We start from the raw sequence: 15,692 nt of genomic DNA, 5'->3' as shown, positions 1-15,692 counted from the left end.
GGAAGCAGGGAGTTTATTTTACATGCAGGACAAAATACTGATCGTCGACGACGAAGCTCAAATCGTGTCGCTGATGGAGCAGGCCATGACGGCGGAGGGGTATCGGGTGCTGACCGCTTCAAATGGAACCGAAGCGATGAATCAACTCGGCCAGGAGCCCGATCTGATCATACTTGACGTCATGATGCCGGGCATGAACGGTTTTGAGCTGTGCCAGATGATCCGCGACGAGGTGGACTGCCCGATCCTGTTCGTCAGCGCGAAGCAAACGGAGGCGGACCGGATTCAAGGGCTGTCCATCGGCGGGGATGATTATATTACGAAGCCGTTCAGCCTTCGGGAGCTCAAAGCGCGAGTGGCTGCCCATCTGCGCGGAAGCAGGAGAATGCGGGAAAGCTCCGCGGAGCGGTCCCTGCTCCGGTACGGACGGCTGCGCATCGATTTGAAAGGCCGGGAGGTGCATGTCAACGATGCGGTCGTACCAATGACGGCCAAAGAGTTCGATATCGTCGAGCTATTGGCACTGCATCCCGGGCAAGTTTTTTCCAAGGAACAAATTTATGACCGGATTTGGGGGCTTGAAGCGAGCGGAGACGCAAGCACCGTGACGGAACACATCAAGAAGATCCGCGCCAAGCTGGGCTCAAGGGATCCTTTGAACAGCTATATTTCCACGCTTTGGGGGGTCGGCTACAAATGGGAAAGATCGGATTCGTAGAACGCCTGCCCATCAAGCGGCAGCTGATTCTCACCTTCGTGTGGATCATGGTTTTCAGCGTGGCGTGCACGGCCATTACGCTTGTCTTCGGCTTGGGCTGGATCGTTTCGAACAAATGGATACGCCCGGCGAACAGCTATGAAAACAAAATCCCTTCCCTCGTGGCATACGTCAAATCGCAAGGGGACGCGATCCTCGACCCGACAAGCCGAGCGGAGCTGGAAAAACGGATTCCGGGCGACGGAATCCAGTACCAGGCGGTCGACCTTTCCGGGAATCCGCTCTATGGAACGATGCGGGAACGCAAGTTTCAAACGAGTCAAGCGTTGATCGAGAACCTGAATACGACCAAAAGCGCGGGGACGACGCCGGCTTTTGGCGGGATGTTTGTCCGGAGCGTGCCCGTCATGTCGGCGGCAGGGGACCTAAAAGGGGCCATGGTATTCCGCTATAAGCTGGAAGCGACCACGGCCCCGTCGGGTTCCAACTGGATCAACCTCGCCATCGTCCTGTACTTCGTCGTTTCGCCGTTTTTATACGTCGCGTTGTTTACGTATCTGTTTGCGGCGAGGCTCGGAAAACGGATTGCCAGACCCGTGCATAATCTCATCGATGCCTCCAAACGCATCCGCGACCAGGATCTCGACTTTACGATCAGCTATCAGGCGGACAATGAGCTGGGCATGCTGACCGAATCGTTTGAAAACATGCGCAGCGCCCTTAAGGACGCCTTGCTGAGGGAGTGGAAGCTGGAGCAGGAACGCAGGGACATGATGGACGCGATCGCCCACGATTTCCGCACGCCGATGACGGTCATCCAAGGCAACGTGGAACTGCTGGCGGATACGCCCGATATGCCCCGGAGCCAAGCCGAAGGCCATCTGAAAGTCATCGAGGATAACATTCAAAGGGTCAACCGCCTGATCCAAGACATACAGATCGCTTCCGAAAAGGATTTGGAATACTTTCCGCTTCGCGGGGCGCAGGTAGCTTTGCGGCAGTTCATCCAGGACAAGGAGCGGGAGATCGGTTACATGTGCAGTTCCCGGCAGATCCGGTTCAGCTTCGAATACGAGGACTCTGCTCCCGGCGGCGGGGAGACGGTATTCATGGACGTGCAGCGCATCAGCCAAGTCATGGACAACCTGGTGGCCAACAGCTTCCGGTATTTGCCCGCGGAGGGCGGCTGGCTGGGCGTTCGGATCGAAAGGAACGCGTCCGGCCTTCGATTCGAGATATGCGACAATGGATCGGGTTTTGCCGAAAAAGATCTTCCGCATTTGTTCGAAAAGTTTTATCGGGGGTACAACGGGCAAACGGGACTTGGCTTATACACCGCAAAAGTGATCGTCGAGAAACACGGAGGCAGCATCCGCGCGTCGAACCGCGGGGAGGGCGGGGCTTGCATGGTTTTTACGATCCGGACGGACGAACTTGCCTGCAAAAGATGAAAAAGAAACGTCGGTTCGAGACCACGTTTATCGTTCGCCGGATGGACCGGCGGAAAAACAGGCCCCTTAAAAGGGGAAACGGTAGCCCCCGACCAAGGCATCTTCATGATTCGATCATGAGGATGCCTTTTTTGCCATAAGCCTAATAAAACGGAGTCGGGACCCGGGTTTCGCTCAGGTTCGGTATTTTTGGCGCCGATGCGATTTGCGGAACAACCTTAGCGGCATGACATACCATTTGTCATGGGCCTTCCTGGTTTGGGCTGCCTCGCAGATCATTTGTTTTTCTTGTTCTCTCCGGATGGTTATGGGATTGTTGCGTTCCGCCTGTTCGTATTCAAGCAGCTTTTGAAACGTATAATGTTCGAGCATGTCTTCTCCTCCACTTCTATTGGGTTGCTCTCATTATGCGCTGTTCAAAAGGGGCAAAAAAGAGTATACTTTCGGAAATGGTTTTCCCCTTTTACGCCGGAGATTGCTTTCAGGAGGGACGTTCGATGCAAATTAAAGAACAATACTTAAGGCTTCACAACCGGTTTTCGGACGGAAAACAAAGCGGTGTGCCGATTGATGTGACGCTGGAAGAATTGGCGAAAGCCTTGCATTGCACCGTACGGAACGCCAAGCTCATTTTGCGCAAGCTGGTGGACGAGGGATGGGTTGACTGGCTTCCCGGCCGGGGAAGGGGCAATTATTCGCAAATTACGTTTCAAGCAGGCAAAGAACAATTTTTGCTGAACCTGGTCATCGGGCTGGCCAAAAGCGGCGATTATCGGCAGGCATTCGACATGCTTGGCGCCTATGGGGACGGAACGCAAGCGAAAGAAAGGTTTCTGGATTGGCTGAACGGCCATTTCGGCTACAAAAAAGAAGAGGAAGCCGAAGGCGCCCATACGACCGACACACTGATCTTTCCCGTCCTTTATCCGCCCCGGACGCTGGATCCGGCGCTTGCCACCTTCGCCTTTGATTCCCACCTGCAGAGGCAAATTTTCGACAGGCTGCTGAATTTTGACGAACAGCTGGGCCGGATCGTGCCCGGGGTGGCCCATCATTGGGAAGCCAATCGGGATGCGACGGAATGGACCTTTTATTTGCGCAAGGGCATCCGCTTTCACCACGGCCAGGAACTGACGTCCGTCGACGTGCTGTTTTCCTTTGAGCGGCTGCGCAGCCATGCGGAAAACAAGTGGCTTCTCCGGGAGGCGGAAACGATCGAGGCGCTGGGGCCGCGCGTCGTCCGGATCCGGCTGCGCAAACCGAACCGCATTTTCGACAGGTTCATGTGTTCGGTCGGGGCATCCATTTTGCCTGCCCATTTTGCGGGTCAGGACGAGGGCGGCTTTTGGCGTTTGCCGATCGGCACAGGCCCGTTCCGCGTCGTATCGTATTCCAAGCATCGCATTGAGCTTGCCGCGTATCCCCATTATTATCAAGGCCGCCCGTATTTGGACGGCGTCGATATCGTCATTATGCCTGCGGATTGCGACCCGGAATCGATCGGTTTTACATCGGTTTTGCATACCTGGGACCGGCACAGGCAGGACGAAGGGGATGGACGGGGTGCTGGTTTAAGGCTGGGCTGTACGATGTTGTCCTGGAATGTGAACCGGGAAGGTCCGCAGCAGTCCGAAGCCTTCCGGCGGGCCGTACGGATGATTTTGCATCCCGGCGAGATGATTGCGGAGCTGGGAGGCCCGCGTGCCATCCCTGCTTTCGGATACCGGCCGGACGAAAGCCGAGGCCGGGTCATCGATCCGATTCGGCCGGAACGCGTGAAGTCCGCGTTAAAAGAATCCGGATACGACGGGGCGGCCATCCGGCTGGCGGTGTATGACAAATACAAGGATGACGCGGCATGGATTCAAAAACGGTTGTCGGAATGGGGAATCCGCGCCGACATCCAGAGCCACCGCGACTGGGAGGATGCAGACTGCACCGTCTCCAGCATCGTCCTCGCCGAAGACGAAGTGTGCGAAATCGAATCTTATGAGAACGGGGCCAGCGTATTGCGGCTGTACTTGGATGAAGAGCGCCTGCTTTGGATCAAAGCTCGGATCGACGACGCCTTGGGGGCGGAGAACAGGGAAGACAGACGAATGACGTTCCGGGAAATCGAACAGTATTTGCGTGACGAAGCCTCGGTGATTTTTCTTTATCATCGGCACCTGAATGCCTTTTTGCATCCGTTTGTGCACGGCATGAGCCTGAATCCGCTGGGTTGGGTCGATTTTAAGGACGTTTGGCTCGAAAAACATGATTAAAAATGGGGGAACTCCTTTTCATAGGGGTTCTTTTTTTGGTTGCAGCAACGCGTTCTGAATCGTTCAAATTAAATGACATAGTGTAAAATACTTCACAAAATAGACGAACAGGTGTATAATCGGATCGTAATCGATTACATGGATGACGATGTACCACATAGAGAGGAAGATGGACATGGGAAGATTGGCAGGCAAAGTCGCCGTCATTACGGGCGCAGGCAACGGCATGGGGGCCGCGGAAGCGAAATTGTTCGCCCGGGAAGGCGCCAAAGTGGTCGCAACCGATATCAACGAAACGGCATTACATGAAGTCGTGAACGAAATCAAGCAAAGCGGCGGGGAAGTCCTGAGCTTCAAGCATAACGTAGCTTCGGAAGAAGAGTGGAAAACCATCATCGAAGAAACCGTCAAACAATTCGGGAAAGTCGACGTTCTTGTGAACAATGCCGGCGTTTCCTCGACGATGACCATCGCCAACCTGGACATGGACAAATGGAACCAAGTGATGGACATCAACCTGAACGGCTGCATGCTGGGCATGAAATATGCCATTCCTGAGATGAAAAAGAACGGCTCCGGCTCCGTCATCAACATTTCCTCGATCGGCGGCCTTGTCGGCATGGCCGGTTCCAGCGCTTACACCGCCGCGAAAGGCGCGCTGCGTTCGATTTCGAAAGCGGCGGCCGTCGAATATGCGAAAGACTGCGTCCGGGTAAACTCCGTGCACCCCGGCATCATCGTCACGCCGATGACGGCCGGTACGTTCGGGGAAGCGGAACCGTATTACAAAACGTTTACGCAGCTTCCTTACTTCGGCAATCCCGAAGACGTAGCTTACGGCGTGCTGTTCCTGGCTTCCGACGAATCCCGTTTCATGACCGGCGCGGAGCTTGTCATCGACGGCGGCTGGACGGCCCTGTAATCCGTCTGACGGAACAAATAAAAAACAACCCTGAAGGACTATTCTTCAGGGTTGTTTTCATTTTCCATTTGCTTTATTTTATCGAACGGACGGACGCGATAAGGGCCAAGGATGGACAAGTTCATCAACATTTCGGCCATTTCCTCTTCCTTGTAAGGCATTTGATTTTCGACCCACCAAATAATAAGCTCCAGGAACGCCGATTCCACGTATTTGATGACGACTTCCCTGCGCGCGGATAAATTGGAATCGTCCGGCTCGGTCATATTGATGCCCTCGGATATGAAGTTGTGGAGCACATCCAGCAGACCGGCGGTGAAGGCCGCAATCCGGTTTTTGACCAGCAAGGCCTGGTATTGGCGAAAACGCTCGCTGACATGCTTGAACATCCGGATGAAAATAGGATGGACTTGTCCGCTGGAAAAATCGAACTGGATCGGATCGTCGTTCGAATTCCGGATCGATTCGCTCAATTCGGCCAGCAGCTCGTCGATGCATTGATTCACGAGGTCTTGTTTATCGTTGTAATGCAGATAAAACGTCGCGCGTTTGACGGTGGCTCTGTCGGCGATATCCTGTACGGTAACCTGTTCGTAGTTTTGTTCCTCCAGCAGATCAAAGAGCGCGTTTTTGAGCAGCCTTTGCGTCCGTATGACCCTCGGATCGATTCGTTGCTGTTGCTCTGAAGCCATACTTTTCATTCCTCCACAATCCTGCTATATCATTGTATTCCATCCATCATATAACAGACGGGAGAAGGATTCAATCAGGCGAAGGAATGAAGAATCGAAGATTCGGTGCTAGAACTTGAAGATTTGGATCGTTTTTTGCAGCTGGAATACGGCTTGTCTCATCGCCTCGGTTTCTTCCACGACGGCTTCGATCGATTTCATCTGTTCATTCATCGAAGCGGATACCTGCTCGGTTCCGGCGGAGGATTGCTCGGTAATGGCCGAAATGTTCTGGATCGCGGCAGAAATTTTCTGCGCGCTTTCGAGCATCTGGTCGCTTTCGCTGGAGAAGGCGTTGATCTGCTCGGTTATGTATTGTACGCTTTCCACGATGTTCGTAAAAATCTGCTCCGCCTCGCGGATCATTTCGTTTTGCATCCGCACGACTTCTTCGTTCACTTTAATGTTTTCGATCGCTTCGCGGATGCCTTGCTCAATGCTTTTGACGAGTCCGAACACCTCCTGGGTCGATGCCGTCGACTCTTCCGCCAGCTTGCGCACTTCATGGGCAACGACGGCGAAACCACGTCCATGCTCCCCGGCTCTGGCGGCTTCGATCGATGCGTTCAGGGAAAGGAGGTTCGTTTGCTCGGCCAATTCGGAAATGGTTTTGGTGATTTTATGGATGCCGTATGCGTTTTTGGAAAGGGCGTCGATCGTTTGGGCGACGTGCTCCGTCGCTTCGACGTTTTTGCGCATGCCCTCGGCCTGCTTTTCGACCGACTGGCGGCCTTTTTCCACGAAGCTGAGCGTCAGGTCGGATTGTTTTTTCATTTCCTTCGTGGATTTGGCGTAATTCCCTACCTTCAATTCGATATCCTGGATCGATTCGGTCATGCCGGCGACGTCCTGCGATATTTCGCTTGCGCCTACGGCCAGCTCGTTGGATGCCGAGGCGACGGATGCCATGACGGTTTTCAGCTCCTGGTTTTTGTCCGCGATCCCGCGGCTGGCGTCGATCACCCGGCGGGTAATGCCGGAGGCTTCGTTTAATATTTTCTTCAACTTGTCGATCATGCTGTTAAACGAACGGCTGACGTCTCCCATGGAGCCGGTTTCATCGACGCGGTTCGTAAAGTCGCCTTTGGCGATCGCGGCCGTCACGTTGGCGATGTTTTCGAACGAGGAGGTAAGCGTCTGCTCAACGTATCGGGCAAGCGGGTAGGTCAATGCGGCCAGAACGGCGACAAACACGATTCCGATCACCAGCTTGCCGAGCACGATAAAAATAACGAGCGCCGGAAGGGCGAACAGGGCGGCGACCAAATAACACCCGGCGATGACCCGTTGGGAAAGCGGAAGATTCTTTAACCACGACATAGGAAAATAGGCCTCCTTAATATGTACTAATTCTACCATATTATAGCACCGACACGGTTCAAAGGTCTATAAAACGTTTACAAAATGAGCTAAAAACAATGATCCTTTTGACATAATTCGATAACGTTCCCGTAAAAAAACGAAGCCGATGCATTTTGCGCCAGCTTCGTTTTCCCAGGGTCAAACCATCCAATACCGCCGGCGGCCGATCCGCGAGACGATCCCCGGCTCCTGCGCGAAGGTTTGATAGAATGATTCGGGGTTCGCCCCCGGCCCGCCTCCTTCAAACTGGGATAAATACAGAAAATCCGGGGATATCACCTGATCGGTCAAATACGCGGATACGGTGCTTCCCGGCTTTCGGTGCCTGTTTAGCTTGGCGATGATCGCGCGGGACGATTCGATCCCGATGCCGTGTCCGTAATAAAGATCTTCTTCCAGCTTGACGGTATTTTCTCCCTGCCATTCGATTTGCCTCGGGTTGACGTCCGGATTTTTGAAATAGAGGACATCGCCAGGGAACGATTCGGACGCGCCTTGCTTTTCGATGAGACGCAGGTCGGCGTCGTAATGCCAGTCGTATAACAGCAGGTCCGCGAACATCCGGTTGAAATCCTTTTCCCGTATGCAATCCAGCAGGCCTTTATACAGGACGATCACGATGGCGGTCGCACATTCGAAGCCGTAAAGCGGTCCGTTGGCGAAAATATCCCGAATCCCTTCGGCCGGGGTCACATCGGATCGGAGCTCGAACCCTCCCCGGTTGTTCAAATGCCAGAACCGCTCATTGCAATGGGAATGTTCGAAATCTTCGAATTGCACGCCGCTTCGCCTCAGCGCCTTGGCTGCTTCGACGATGGCCGTTCTTAGTTTCAGCTCAAACTGCAAATGAGCAAGCGATGCATAACGGTATACGGAGGTGCTATTTTTTTTGGCGCGAAAGATTTTTTGCCATAACGGCGGCCAATTTTCGGTTTCCAGCACGGGCTCTTCATTGCCGATTCGAATCACTGTTTATCCCGCTCCTTTCTTTAACCTAAGTAGAGCATATGTCGCGGCCAAGCCAAGAAATGTCAAAAGTACGGATTAAAAGACGGCATGCGGGCCGTTTTAGTGAGTTATGGTTGCGATTACGGGGGTTCTCATATAAACTTTTGTGAGAGCTGCACTATATTTTGACGAAAATTCATCGATTCTGATAGAGGAACGGACTGGAGTAACGAGAATGAAGAAATTCAAAAAGTTTTACGTCGAGCTGACGAGCCGCTGCAATTTGGCCTGCACGTTTTGCCCGCCTACGCACAGAGCAACCCAATATATTACGCTGGATCAATTCCGGCATACGCTGGACGAAGTCAAGCCGTACACGGATTACATTTATTTTCACGTCAAAGGCGAACCGCTGCTTCACCCGCACATCGACCAATTGCTGGATGTCGCCCATGAAAAAGGTTTTAAAGTGAACATCACGTCCAACGGGACGCTGCTGCATAAAGCGGGGCCTAAGCTGATGAACAAGCCGGCGCTTCGCCAGATGAACTTTTCGCTGCATAGCTTCGACGGGCATGTCGGCTCCAAGGACAAAGACGCCTACATCGCGAAGGTGCTGAATTTCGTCAAGGAAGCGACCGCCAATTCGAACCTGATCGTGTCGCTCCGATTGTGGAATCTGGACATGGATAACGCCACGAACCTGGAGAAACAGCGGAACCGCGAAATGCTGGCCTACATCGAAAAGGAATTCGGACTGGATTATAACATCGAAGAAAAGGTCCAGCCCGGCAAAGGCGTCAAAATCGCCGACCGGATCTACATCAACATGGACCATGAATTCGAGTGGCCGGATTTGAACGCCGAAGAGGATTTCGGACCGGGCTTTTGCCACGGTTTGCGTAATCAGGCCGGCGTCTTGGCCGACGGCACCGTCATCCCGTGCTGTTTGGACGGGGAAGGCGTCATCAATCTCGGCAATATTTACAAAACGCCTTTCAAAGACATCATCGAAGGGGAACGCGCGACCAAAATCGTCGACGGCTTCTCCCGCCGCGAAGTAGTGGAGGAGCTGTGCCGGAAATGCGGGTACCGCAAGCGGTTTAACTACAAGGCGAACGGGTTTGCGGAGGAAGCTGGCGAAGTGGTCAAAAATTTATAGGGCTGGATATAAACGTAATCGAATATTGAGGCCATCGTTTGGAGGCGTTTCTTGAACGTCATGTGGCAAAGCCTGAATCCTTGGTGGATCAGGCTTTTTTTAGTGCTTTAAATGGTCATGCAGCGCGAGCGGGCGCATAATTTTGTAAAGGCGGTTGACATTTCAAATATTTTTGAAATATAATGATCCCGAACATTTCAAATAAAATTGAAATATAGGGGTGATACGTTCATGTCTACCGATCAACAAACGCGCCTAAGCGGCTCTGCCACTCAACCGGCTGCCGTCAAGCAGGGGGCCATGGGATGGAGTTTGGCGCTGCTCGCTTTGGCGCAGCTTATCTACGGACTCGACATCAATATCGTTTTCGTGGCTTTGCCCGAGATCGGCCATGGTCTTGGCTTTTCGGAACAATCGCTGCAATGGGTTGTCAGCGCCTACACGGTTTTCTGCGGGGGTTTTCTGCTTCTTGGAGGCCGTGCCGCCGATTTGCTCGGACAAAAACGGATGTTTGTTTTCGCATTGGTCCTCTACGCGCTTTCGTCGCTACTCGGAGGTTTGGCCTGGGATCCGCTTGTGATCATCATCGCCCGGGCCATCCAAGGGATAGGAGCGGCGTTTCTGTTTCCGTCCACGTTATCGCTGCTTAACCGGTTGTTCGAGGAAGGCCCGCGCCGCAATCGCGCCCTTGCCGTATGGGGAGGCGCCGGCGCCAGCGGACTGACGATCGGCTCGATCTTGGGGGGAATATTGACGAATGCATTCGGGTGGGAAGCGGTTTTTTTGGTTAATGTTCCTTTGGCGGGAATCGTTGCCCTGGCTGCGCTGCTTGTCATTCCCCGCGACGAGAAACGGAGCAAAAAGCGCCATTTCGACGTACCCGGCGCCGCCACCGTAACTGCAGGCGCTACCCTTCTCGTCTATGTACTTGTACAGGGACCCGAATTAGGCTGGGCTTCCGGGGAAACGATCGTCAGCGCAGTACTTTCCCTGGTCTTCCTGTCGATCTTTGCCCTGATCGAAAGACGCAGCGCCGCTCCACTCATGTCGATACATCTTCTGCGTAACCGCAGCTTGGCAGCCAGCATGGTCATCACATTCATCTACATGGGAACGTTCGGTGCTTTGCCATACTTCCTGACAACCTTTTTTCAGAACGTGCACGGATACAGCGCGCTGCAAACCGGGCTTGCCTTCATCATTCCTTCATTGGCGATTGCGGCAGGCACGCAGCTCGGCGAACGCCTGGCGACCCGGTTGGAAGCGCGAAGCACGCTGCTAGTCGGCATGGCGATCGGAATCGTCGGGACGTTGCTGATTCCGCTTGGCGCATATACCGGCAGCAGCTATCTGATGATCGTTCCGGGGCTCGTCATTTCCGGCATCGGCCAGGGCATCACATGGACCGGCATGTGGATCGCCGCTTCCAGCGGCGTAGCCCCAGAGGACCAAGGCGTAGCGTCCGGGATCGCATCGACCACGTTAAACATCGGGAACGCCATCGGGATGGCCATCTTGATTGCGGTCGCCAACTCGGGCATACAAGAACAGTCGGGGGGAGCTCTCCGCGATGCCTTAGCCCAGGGGAACCGGACGGCGATTTATCTTGCGGCGCTCGGCATCCTTCTCGGCGCGGTTGTTGCCTTGTTTTTGCCCCGAAAACGAAAAGTGTGACGGACGGCTATCGCCACGCAGGCAAAACCGGCCAAAACTACGCAATAGGTTTGAACGTCATGGTTTTGGCCGGCACGTACCGCAGGGACAAATAGGGACAAATAAAATAGAATCGTATGAGCAGCCTGTACCCGGAGGGGACGGGCTTTTTTCGTTATTGAACCCGCTGAAGACATGGAAACAGCCGGCAGGGATTCAATCATGAGGTCGAATGCGAAGTTGTTTTTCCTTCCGTCCGGTAACGTTTTGGGGAGACCCCCATTACCTTTTTAAAGACTTTGGAGAAGAGTAAAGGGTCGTTATAGCCGACAGACCGGGAGATATCGCCGATCGAAAGCTCCGCGTTCCCCATCATTTCGCAAGCTTTGCGGATCCTGTAGCGAATCAAATAATGCTGGATGCTCGACTTCGTTCGTTGTTTGAATAACGAGCACAAATAGCTTCGGTTGAGTCCGATATATTGCGCGATGTCCTCGACGGTGATTTTCTGGGCATAATTGAGCTCGATAAAATCCTTCACTTTTTCCACATAAATTTCCGCCTGGCTTTCTTTGGGGCTCAGGAGGGTCAGCGGGCCGGACTCCGCAAGGGACGATAACATCAAATACAGCAGCCCGGTCAGCCGCGTTTCCCGCGATTTAGGGAATTCCCTCGACTCGATCATCAGCTGCAGATACTGATCGATCATATCGTCCCGATCGTAGTGAAGGATCGGAGATGCCATGGTCAGGCCGGCCTGCTTAAGTAGGAATTCCGCCAGCGTCCCGTTAAAGCCAAACCAGCAATAAGACCAAGGATTTACCGCATCGGCTTGATAATACGTCACGACGTCGGGGATGATGAGAAATCCTTGTCCTTTCCCCAGCCTGTACCTTTTGCCTCCCGCCTCGAAAATTCCTTCTCCGCCCAATATGTAGTGAAGCAGATAGTGGTTTCTTACGGCGGGCCCAAAATCATGGCCGGGAATGCAATCCTCCCTGCCAAATTGAGTAAGATGCAGCTCTGCGTGATGTTTGCTTCGTGGCAAATATTCGATCACCGTCAATCTCCTTGTGCGAAATTTCTAGCATTATAACATATTTTATGAGGGTCATGCCATGTACTCGATATTTGGTTTTAATATATTATTTCTGTAACCGAAGGACGTTTTAAAGCAAATGGATCAAGCTTTAAACCATGTCGGCTTCATATTACTCATCGATCAATATACTCTGTTGGCAATGCGAAACGAATGATCCAATGTGCGTGACAAAGGAGATTTTTCCATAGCGCCTCTTTTTTGGCATGGGTTTCCGAGGAGTATGATCTGGAAGGGAGTTATTTTTTCATGGGCGTCATTGTTCAAGAGCAAACGGGGCTGTTTCATTTGCAGTCGACCGACATGAGCTATCTTATCCAAATCGTGGATGGATATCCTGTACATGTATATTGGGGGAGCAGACTGAAGCACCGGGAATCGATGCCTGATCTGCTGATTCACACCCCGGCGGGGGCGGGATTGGACCGGCTGCCCCAAGAATATCCGCAGTATGGCAGCGGAGACTTTCGTAACCCGGCCTACCAGGTCGAACTTGAAGACGGAACGCGGATTACGGAACTGAAGTACGACGGTTACCGGATCAGCAAGGGCAAGCCGCCACTGCCCGGACTGCCGGCGGTTTACGCGGAGGATGAATCCGAGGCGGATACGCTCGAGCTGATATTGAAAGATGCCTATTCGGGACTAAAGGTAGTTCTCCTCTATACGATTTTCGCGGATCGAAACGTGATCGTGCGCTCGGCTCGTTTGTCGAACGAGGGGAAAGGAGGGCTTCGCATTCGTCGCGCTCTGAGCGCAAGCGTCGATATTACCGGTAAGCATGAGATGGAAATGGTCTACCTTTCCGGAGCCTGGGCTCGGGAAGGCAACATCACCCGCAGGCCGCTTCTTCAGGGCGAAACCCGCATCGACAGCAAAAGGGGCATCAGCAGCCATCAGTTCAACCCTTTCGCTGCGCTGGTTTCGAAGGAAACGACGGAATACCATGGCGAGGCCTTCGGCTTCAGCCTTGTGTACAGCGGCAGCTTTGAGGCGGGGGCCGAAGTGGATTCGTTCGGTTCCACGCGGTTTGGGATCGGCATCAATTCCTTCGACTTTGCATGGCTGCTAAGTCCCGGGGAGAGCTTCCAAACGCCGGAGGCCGTCATGGTTTACTCCGGACAAGGGCTGGGCGGCATGTCGCGGACCTATCATCGTTTATATCGAACCCGGCTGTGCCGAGGGAAGTACCGGGACGAAGAACGGCCGATACTGGTCAATAACTGGGAAGCAACCTATTTTAACTTCAATGCGGATAAGCTGGTCGCGATCGCCGAGGAAGGGGCTAAATTAGGCATCGAATTGTTCGTCCTAGATGACGGTTGGTTCGGGAAACGGGATGCCGACAATTCATCCTTGGGCGATTGGTATGAGGATCGCCGGAAGCTGCCGGGCGGACTTGCGGACGTTGCGGAACGCGTCAATCGGCTGGGGTTGAAATTCGGACTATGGTTCGAGCCCGAAATGATCTCGCCGGACAGCGAGCTGTACCGGAAGCATCCGGATTGGTGCCTGCATGTTCCAGGGCGGCGGCGGACCGAAGCCCGTTGGCAGTTAGTGCTGGATTATACCCGCCAAGAAGTGCGCGATTATATCTACGACTCGTTGTCCGCGATATTCTCCAGCGTGCCGATCGCTTACGTCAAATGGGATATGAACCGCGGCTTGACGGAAATCGGCTCCGCCGACCTGCCGCCGGAACGCCAGGCGGAAACGGCACACCGTTACGTGCTTGGGTTGTACGAGCTGCTCGAGCGAATTACCACCGATTTTCCGCATATTTTGTTCGAAAGCTGCTCCAGCGGCGGCGGACGTTTCGATCCCGGCATGCTGCATTACATGCCCCAAACCTGGACAAGCGACAACACCGACGCGGTGGAACGTCTCAAGATTCAATACGGCACCAGCCTCGTTTATCCCGTAAGCGCCATCGGAGCGCATGTATCGGCCGTTCCGAACCATCAAGTCGGACGGATGACGCCCCTCGATTTTCGTGGCGATGTGGCGATGTCCGGCAATTTCGGATACGAACTGGATCTAACGAAATTCACCGAGGAGGAAAAAGAGACCGTTAAGCACCAGGTCGCATTCTACAAGCAGATTCGCGGTTTAGTGCAAAAAGGCGACTTGTACCGGCTGAAGAGTCCGTTTGAAGGAAACGAGTCGGCTTGGATGTTCGTTTCGGAAGACAAAGGGGAGGCTCTCGTCTTCTGCTTCCAAGTGATGGCCGTGCCGAACCCGCCTCGGCGCACCTTGCGGCTCGACGGACTGGACCCGGAGCTGGAATACGAGGTGCAGTCGGGACATCGCGGAGAAAAGTCGATCATCGGAGGAGACAGGCTCATGAAATTGGGGCTGCCTCTCGCTTACGAACAAAAAGACTACGAAAGCAAATGGTTCAGGCTTCAAGCCATAAAGCCCGGGAAGAGCTGACATAGAGAATTCAGCCAACGCCCGAAGGAAATACAATCCATGGAGAGCGGTGCCCCTTTTTGAGAGAAAAGGGGCATTTTGCGCGCAGCGGAAGCGGGATATCCGGAAATTCGCACGGTGAAGGATTTTGAGAAGGTCATTCAAGACTATATTACGAAGCATCCGACCGACGAAAACGGCAACAAAAATATCGGCTTGTCCCTGAATGCGGACGACTGGCATATGTACCAGGTGACCAACTTGGGATTCCAGACGACCGGCGGGCCGGACGACGGCGAATATTACATCGATCAAGAAACGCATCAAGCCACCTACCATTTCCGCCGTCCGGAAGAAAAGGAGTTTCTCCGCTGGCTGAATCACATGAATGCCATTGGCCTGCTTGATCCGGAAAGTTTCGTTCAAAAGACCGACCAGTTTAAAGCAAAGGTGGCTTCGGGGCGGGTTCTTGGCCTTGCCGATCCGGAATGGGACTACGGCGATGGCATCAAGGATTCGACCGGCAACTACTACACCCGTAACTACCCGGAACTGCTGACGGCCAATTACAGCGCGGCGGAAAAAGAGACCTTGAAAGCGTATAACGCGGAGCATTGGAAAGACCTTTTCCCAAAGGAAGAAGAATTCCAACCGAGAGCCTATGGAGCGGCGTATACGATGTCGCTGCCTAACGACGACCCTGCCGTGATCCTGGGCGCCAAAATGAAGGATATCACCTGGAAACGCATCCCGGAAGCGGTCATGTCCAAGCCGGAAGACTTCGACAACATCTGGGACGCCTACATGGCGGAACTGGAGAAGGCTGGAGTCAAGGAAATGGAAGAAGCCTATACCAAGCATATTAAAGACCGGATTGAGCTCTGGTCCACCAAATAACTAGAACGAGGCTTATCGAATAACGGGTATGTAAACTCTTCAGCCCTTTCGCTTCCTACAGGAAGCCGGAAGG

Annotated in this window: 12 protein-coding genes and 1 pseudogene; 8 read left to right on the top strand and 5 right to left on the bottom strand. The window is 53.5% G+C overall.

What is annotated here, in order from left to right; translation table 11 throughout:
• Window positions 1–22: 22 nt before the first annotated feature.
• Window positions 23–718 carry a response regulator transcription factor gene (locus tag MKY58_RS15560; protein ID WP_339321081.1) on the top strand — a complete coding sequence of 232 codons (696 nt, stop codon included), beginning with the start codon at window positions 23–25 and terminating at the stop codon, window positions 716–718.
• Window positions 697–2,169, top strand: coding sequence for a HAMP domain-containing sensor histidine kinase (locus tag MKY58_RS15555; protein ID WP_339321080.1), 1,473 nt, complete (start codon window positions 697–699; stop codon window positions 2,167–2,169). The genes MKY58_RS15560 and MKY58_RS15555 overlap by 22 nt, the downstream gene beginning before the upstream one ends.
• Before the next feature lie 174 nt (window positions 2,170–2,343).
• On the opposite strand, the gene MKY58_RS15550 is transcribed toward MKY58_RS15555, so the two are convergent.
• Window positions 2,344–2,541 (bottom strand): hypothetical protein, encoded by a 198-nt coding sequence (locus tag MKY58_RS15550; RefSeq protein ID WP_339321079.1) that lies wholly within the window; start codon window positions 2,539–2,541, stop codon window positions 2,344–2,346.
• A gap of 125 nt (window positions 2,542–2,666) precedes the next feature.
• On the opposite strand from MKY58_RS15550, the gene MKY58_RS15545 reads away from it, so the two are divergent.
• Complete coding sequence (locus MKY58_RS15545; RefSeq protein ID WP_339321078.1) at window positions 2,667–4,433, top strand: ABC transporter substrate-binding protein; 1,767 nt, start codon at window positions 2,667–2,669, stop codon at window positions 4,431–4,433.
• A gap of 175 nt (window positions 4,434–4,608) precedes the next feature.
• Window positions 4,609–5,355 carry a glucose 1-dehydrogenase gene (locus MKY58_RS15540; protein WP_339321077.1) on the top strand — a complete coding sequence of 249 codons (747 nt, stop codon included), beginning with the start codon at window positions 4,609–4,611 and terminating at the stop codon, window positions 5,353–5,355.
• A gap of 38 nt (window positions 5,356–5,393) precedes the next feature.
• Here MKY58_RS15540 and MKY58_RS15535 read toward each other — a convergent pair whose 3' ends face one another.
• The 3 genes from MKY58_RS15535 to MKY58_RS15525 form a co-directional block, all read right to left on the bottom strand.
• Window positions 5,394–6,047 carry a TetR/AcrR family transcriptional regulator gene (locus MKY58_RS15535; protein ID WP_339321076.1) on the bottom strand — a complete coding sequence of 218 codons (654 nt, stop codon included), beginning with the start codon at window positions 6,045–6,047 and terminating at the stop codon, window positions 5,394–5,396.
• 108 nt (window positions 6,048–6,155) lie between these two features.
• On the bottom strand, window positions 6,156–7,406 hold the full coding sequence (locus MKY58_RS15530) for a methyl-accepting chemotaxis protein (RefSeq protein WP_339321075.1): 1,251 nt from the start codon (window positions 7,404–7,406) through the stop codon (window positions 6,156–6,158).
• Between the two features lie 180 nt (window positions 7,407–7,586).
• The gene (locus tag MKY58_RS15525; protein ID WP_339321074.1) at window positions 7,587–8,417 is read right to left on the bottom strand and encodes a protein-glutamine gamma-glutamyltransferase; all 831 of its coding nucleotides are present in this window, start codon (window positions 8,415–8,417) and stop codon (window positions 7,587–7,589) included.
• A gap of 214 nt (window positions 8,418–8,631) precedes the next feature.
• On the opposite strand from MKY58_RS15525, the gene MKY58_RS15520 reads away from it, so the two are divergent.
• On the top strand, window positions 8,632–9,558 hold the full coding sequence (locus MKY58_RS15520; protein ID WP_339321073.1) for a radical SAM/SPASM domain-containing protein: 927 nt from the start codon (window positions 8,632–8,634) through the stop codon (window positions 9,556–9,558).
• Window positions 9,559–9,789: 231 nt separating this feature from the next.
• Entirely contained in the window at window positions 9,790–11,232 is a 1,443-nt protein-coding gene (locus MKY58_RS15515) for an MFS transporter (RefSeq protein WP_339321072.1), read from the top strand.
• Between the two features lie 199 nt (window positions 11,233–11,431).
• On the opposite strand, the gene MKY58_RS15510 is transcribed toward MKY58_RS15515, so the two are convergent.
• Complete coding sequence (locus MKY58_RS15510; protein WP_339321071.1) at window positions 11,432–12,271, bottom strand: AraC family transcriptional regulator; 840 nt, start codon at window positions 12,269–12,271, stop codon at window positions 11,432–11,434.
• A 288-nt stretch (window positions 12,272–12,559) separates the two neighbouring features.
• On the opposite strand from MKY58_RS15510, the gene MKY58_RS15505 reads away from it, so the two are divergent.
• The gene (locus MKY58_RS15505) at window positions 12,560–14,743 is read left to right on the top strand and encodes an alpha-galactosidase (protein ID WP_339321070.1); all 2,184 of its coding nucleotides are present in this window, start codon (window positions 12,560–12,562) and stop codon (window positions 14,741–14,743) included.
• A gap of 75 nt (window positions 14,744–14,818) precedes the next feature.
• A pseudogene (locus MKY58_RS15500) lies at window positions 14,819–15,619 on the top strand (ABC transporter substrate-binding protein); the annotation flags it as partial.
• Window positions 15,620–15,692: the final 73 nt, after the last annotated feature.

It is taken from the genome of Paenibacillus sp. FSL W8-0194 (assembly GCF_037969745.1).
In the GTDB taxonomy this organism is placed as follows: Bacteria; Bacillota; Bacilli; order Paenibacillales; family Paenibacillaceae; genus Paenibacillus_AQ; species Paenibacillus_AQ cookii.
Note: the sequence above shows the minus strand (reverse complement) of the source record. Positions and strands in the feature narration are given on the sequence as shown.

What these genes read in the sequence shown, in the direction of transcription:
- MKY58_RS15515 (WP_339321072.1), top strand. Translation starts at nt 9,790, where the DNA reads ATGTCTACCGATCAACAAACGCGCCTAAGCGGCTCTGCCACTCAACCG.
- MKY58_RS15520 (WP_339321073.1), top strand. Translation starts at nt 8,632, where the DNA reads ATGAAGAAATTCAAAAAGTTTTACGTCGAGCTGACGAGCCGCTGCAAT.
- MKY58_RS15540 (WP_339321077.1), top strand. Translation starts at nt 4,609, where the DNA reads ATGGGAAGATTGGCAGGCAAAGTCGCCGTCATTACGGGCGCAGGCAAC.
- MKY58_RS15560 (WP_339321081.1), top strand. Translation starts at nt 23, where the DNA reads ATGCAGGACAAAATACTGATCGTCGACGACGAAGCTCAAATCGTGTCG.
- MKY58_RS15530 (WP_339321075.1), bottom strand. Translation starts at nt 7,406, where the DNA reads ATGTCGTGGTTAAAGAATCTTCCGCTTTCCCAACGGGTCATCGCCGGG.
- MKY58_RS15555 (WP_339321080.1), top strand. Translation starts at nt 697, where the DNA reads ATGGGAAAGATCGGATTCGTAGAACGCCTGCCCATCAAGCGGCAGCTG.
- MKY58_RS15535 (WP_339321076.1), bottom strand. Translation starts at nt 6,047, where the DNA reads ATGGCTTCAGAGCAACAGCAACGAATCGATCCGAGGGTCATACGGACG.
- MKY58_RS15505 (WP_339321070.1), top strand. Translation starts at nt 12,560, where the DNA reads ATGGGCGTCATTGTTCAAGAGCAAACGGGGCTGTTTCATTTGCAGTCG.
- MKY58_RS15545 (WP_339321078.1), top strand. Translation starts at nt 2,667, where the DNA reads ATGCAAATTAAAGAACAATACTTAAGGCTTCACAACCGGTTTTCGGAC.
- MKY58_RS15550 (WP_339321079.1), bottom strand. Translation starts at nt 2,541, where the DNA reads ATGCTCGAACATTATACGTTTCAAAAGCTGCTTGAATACGAACAGGCG.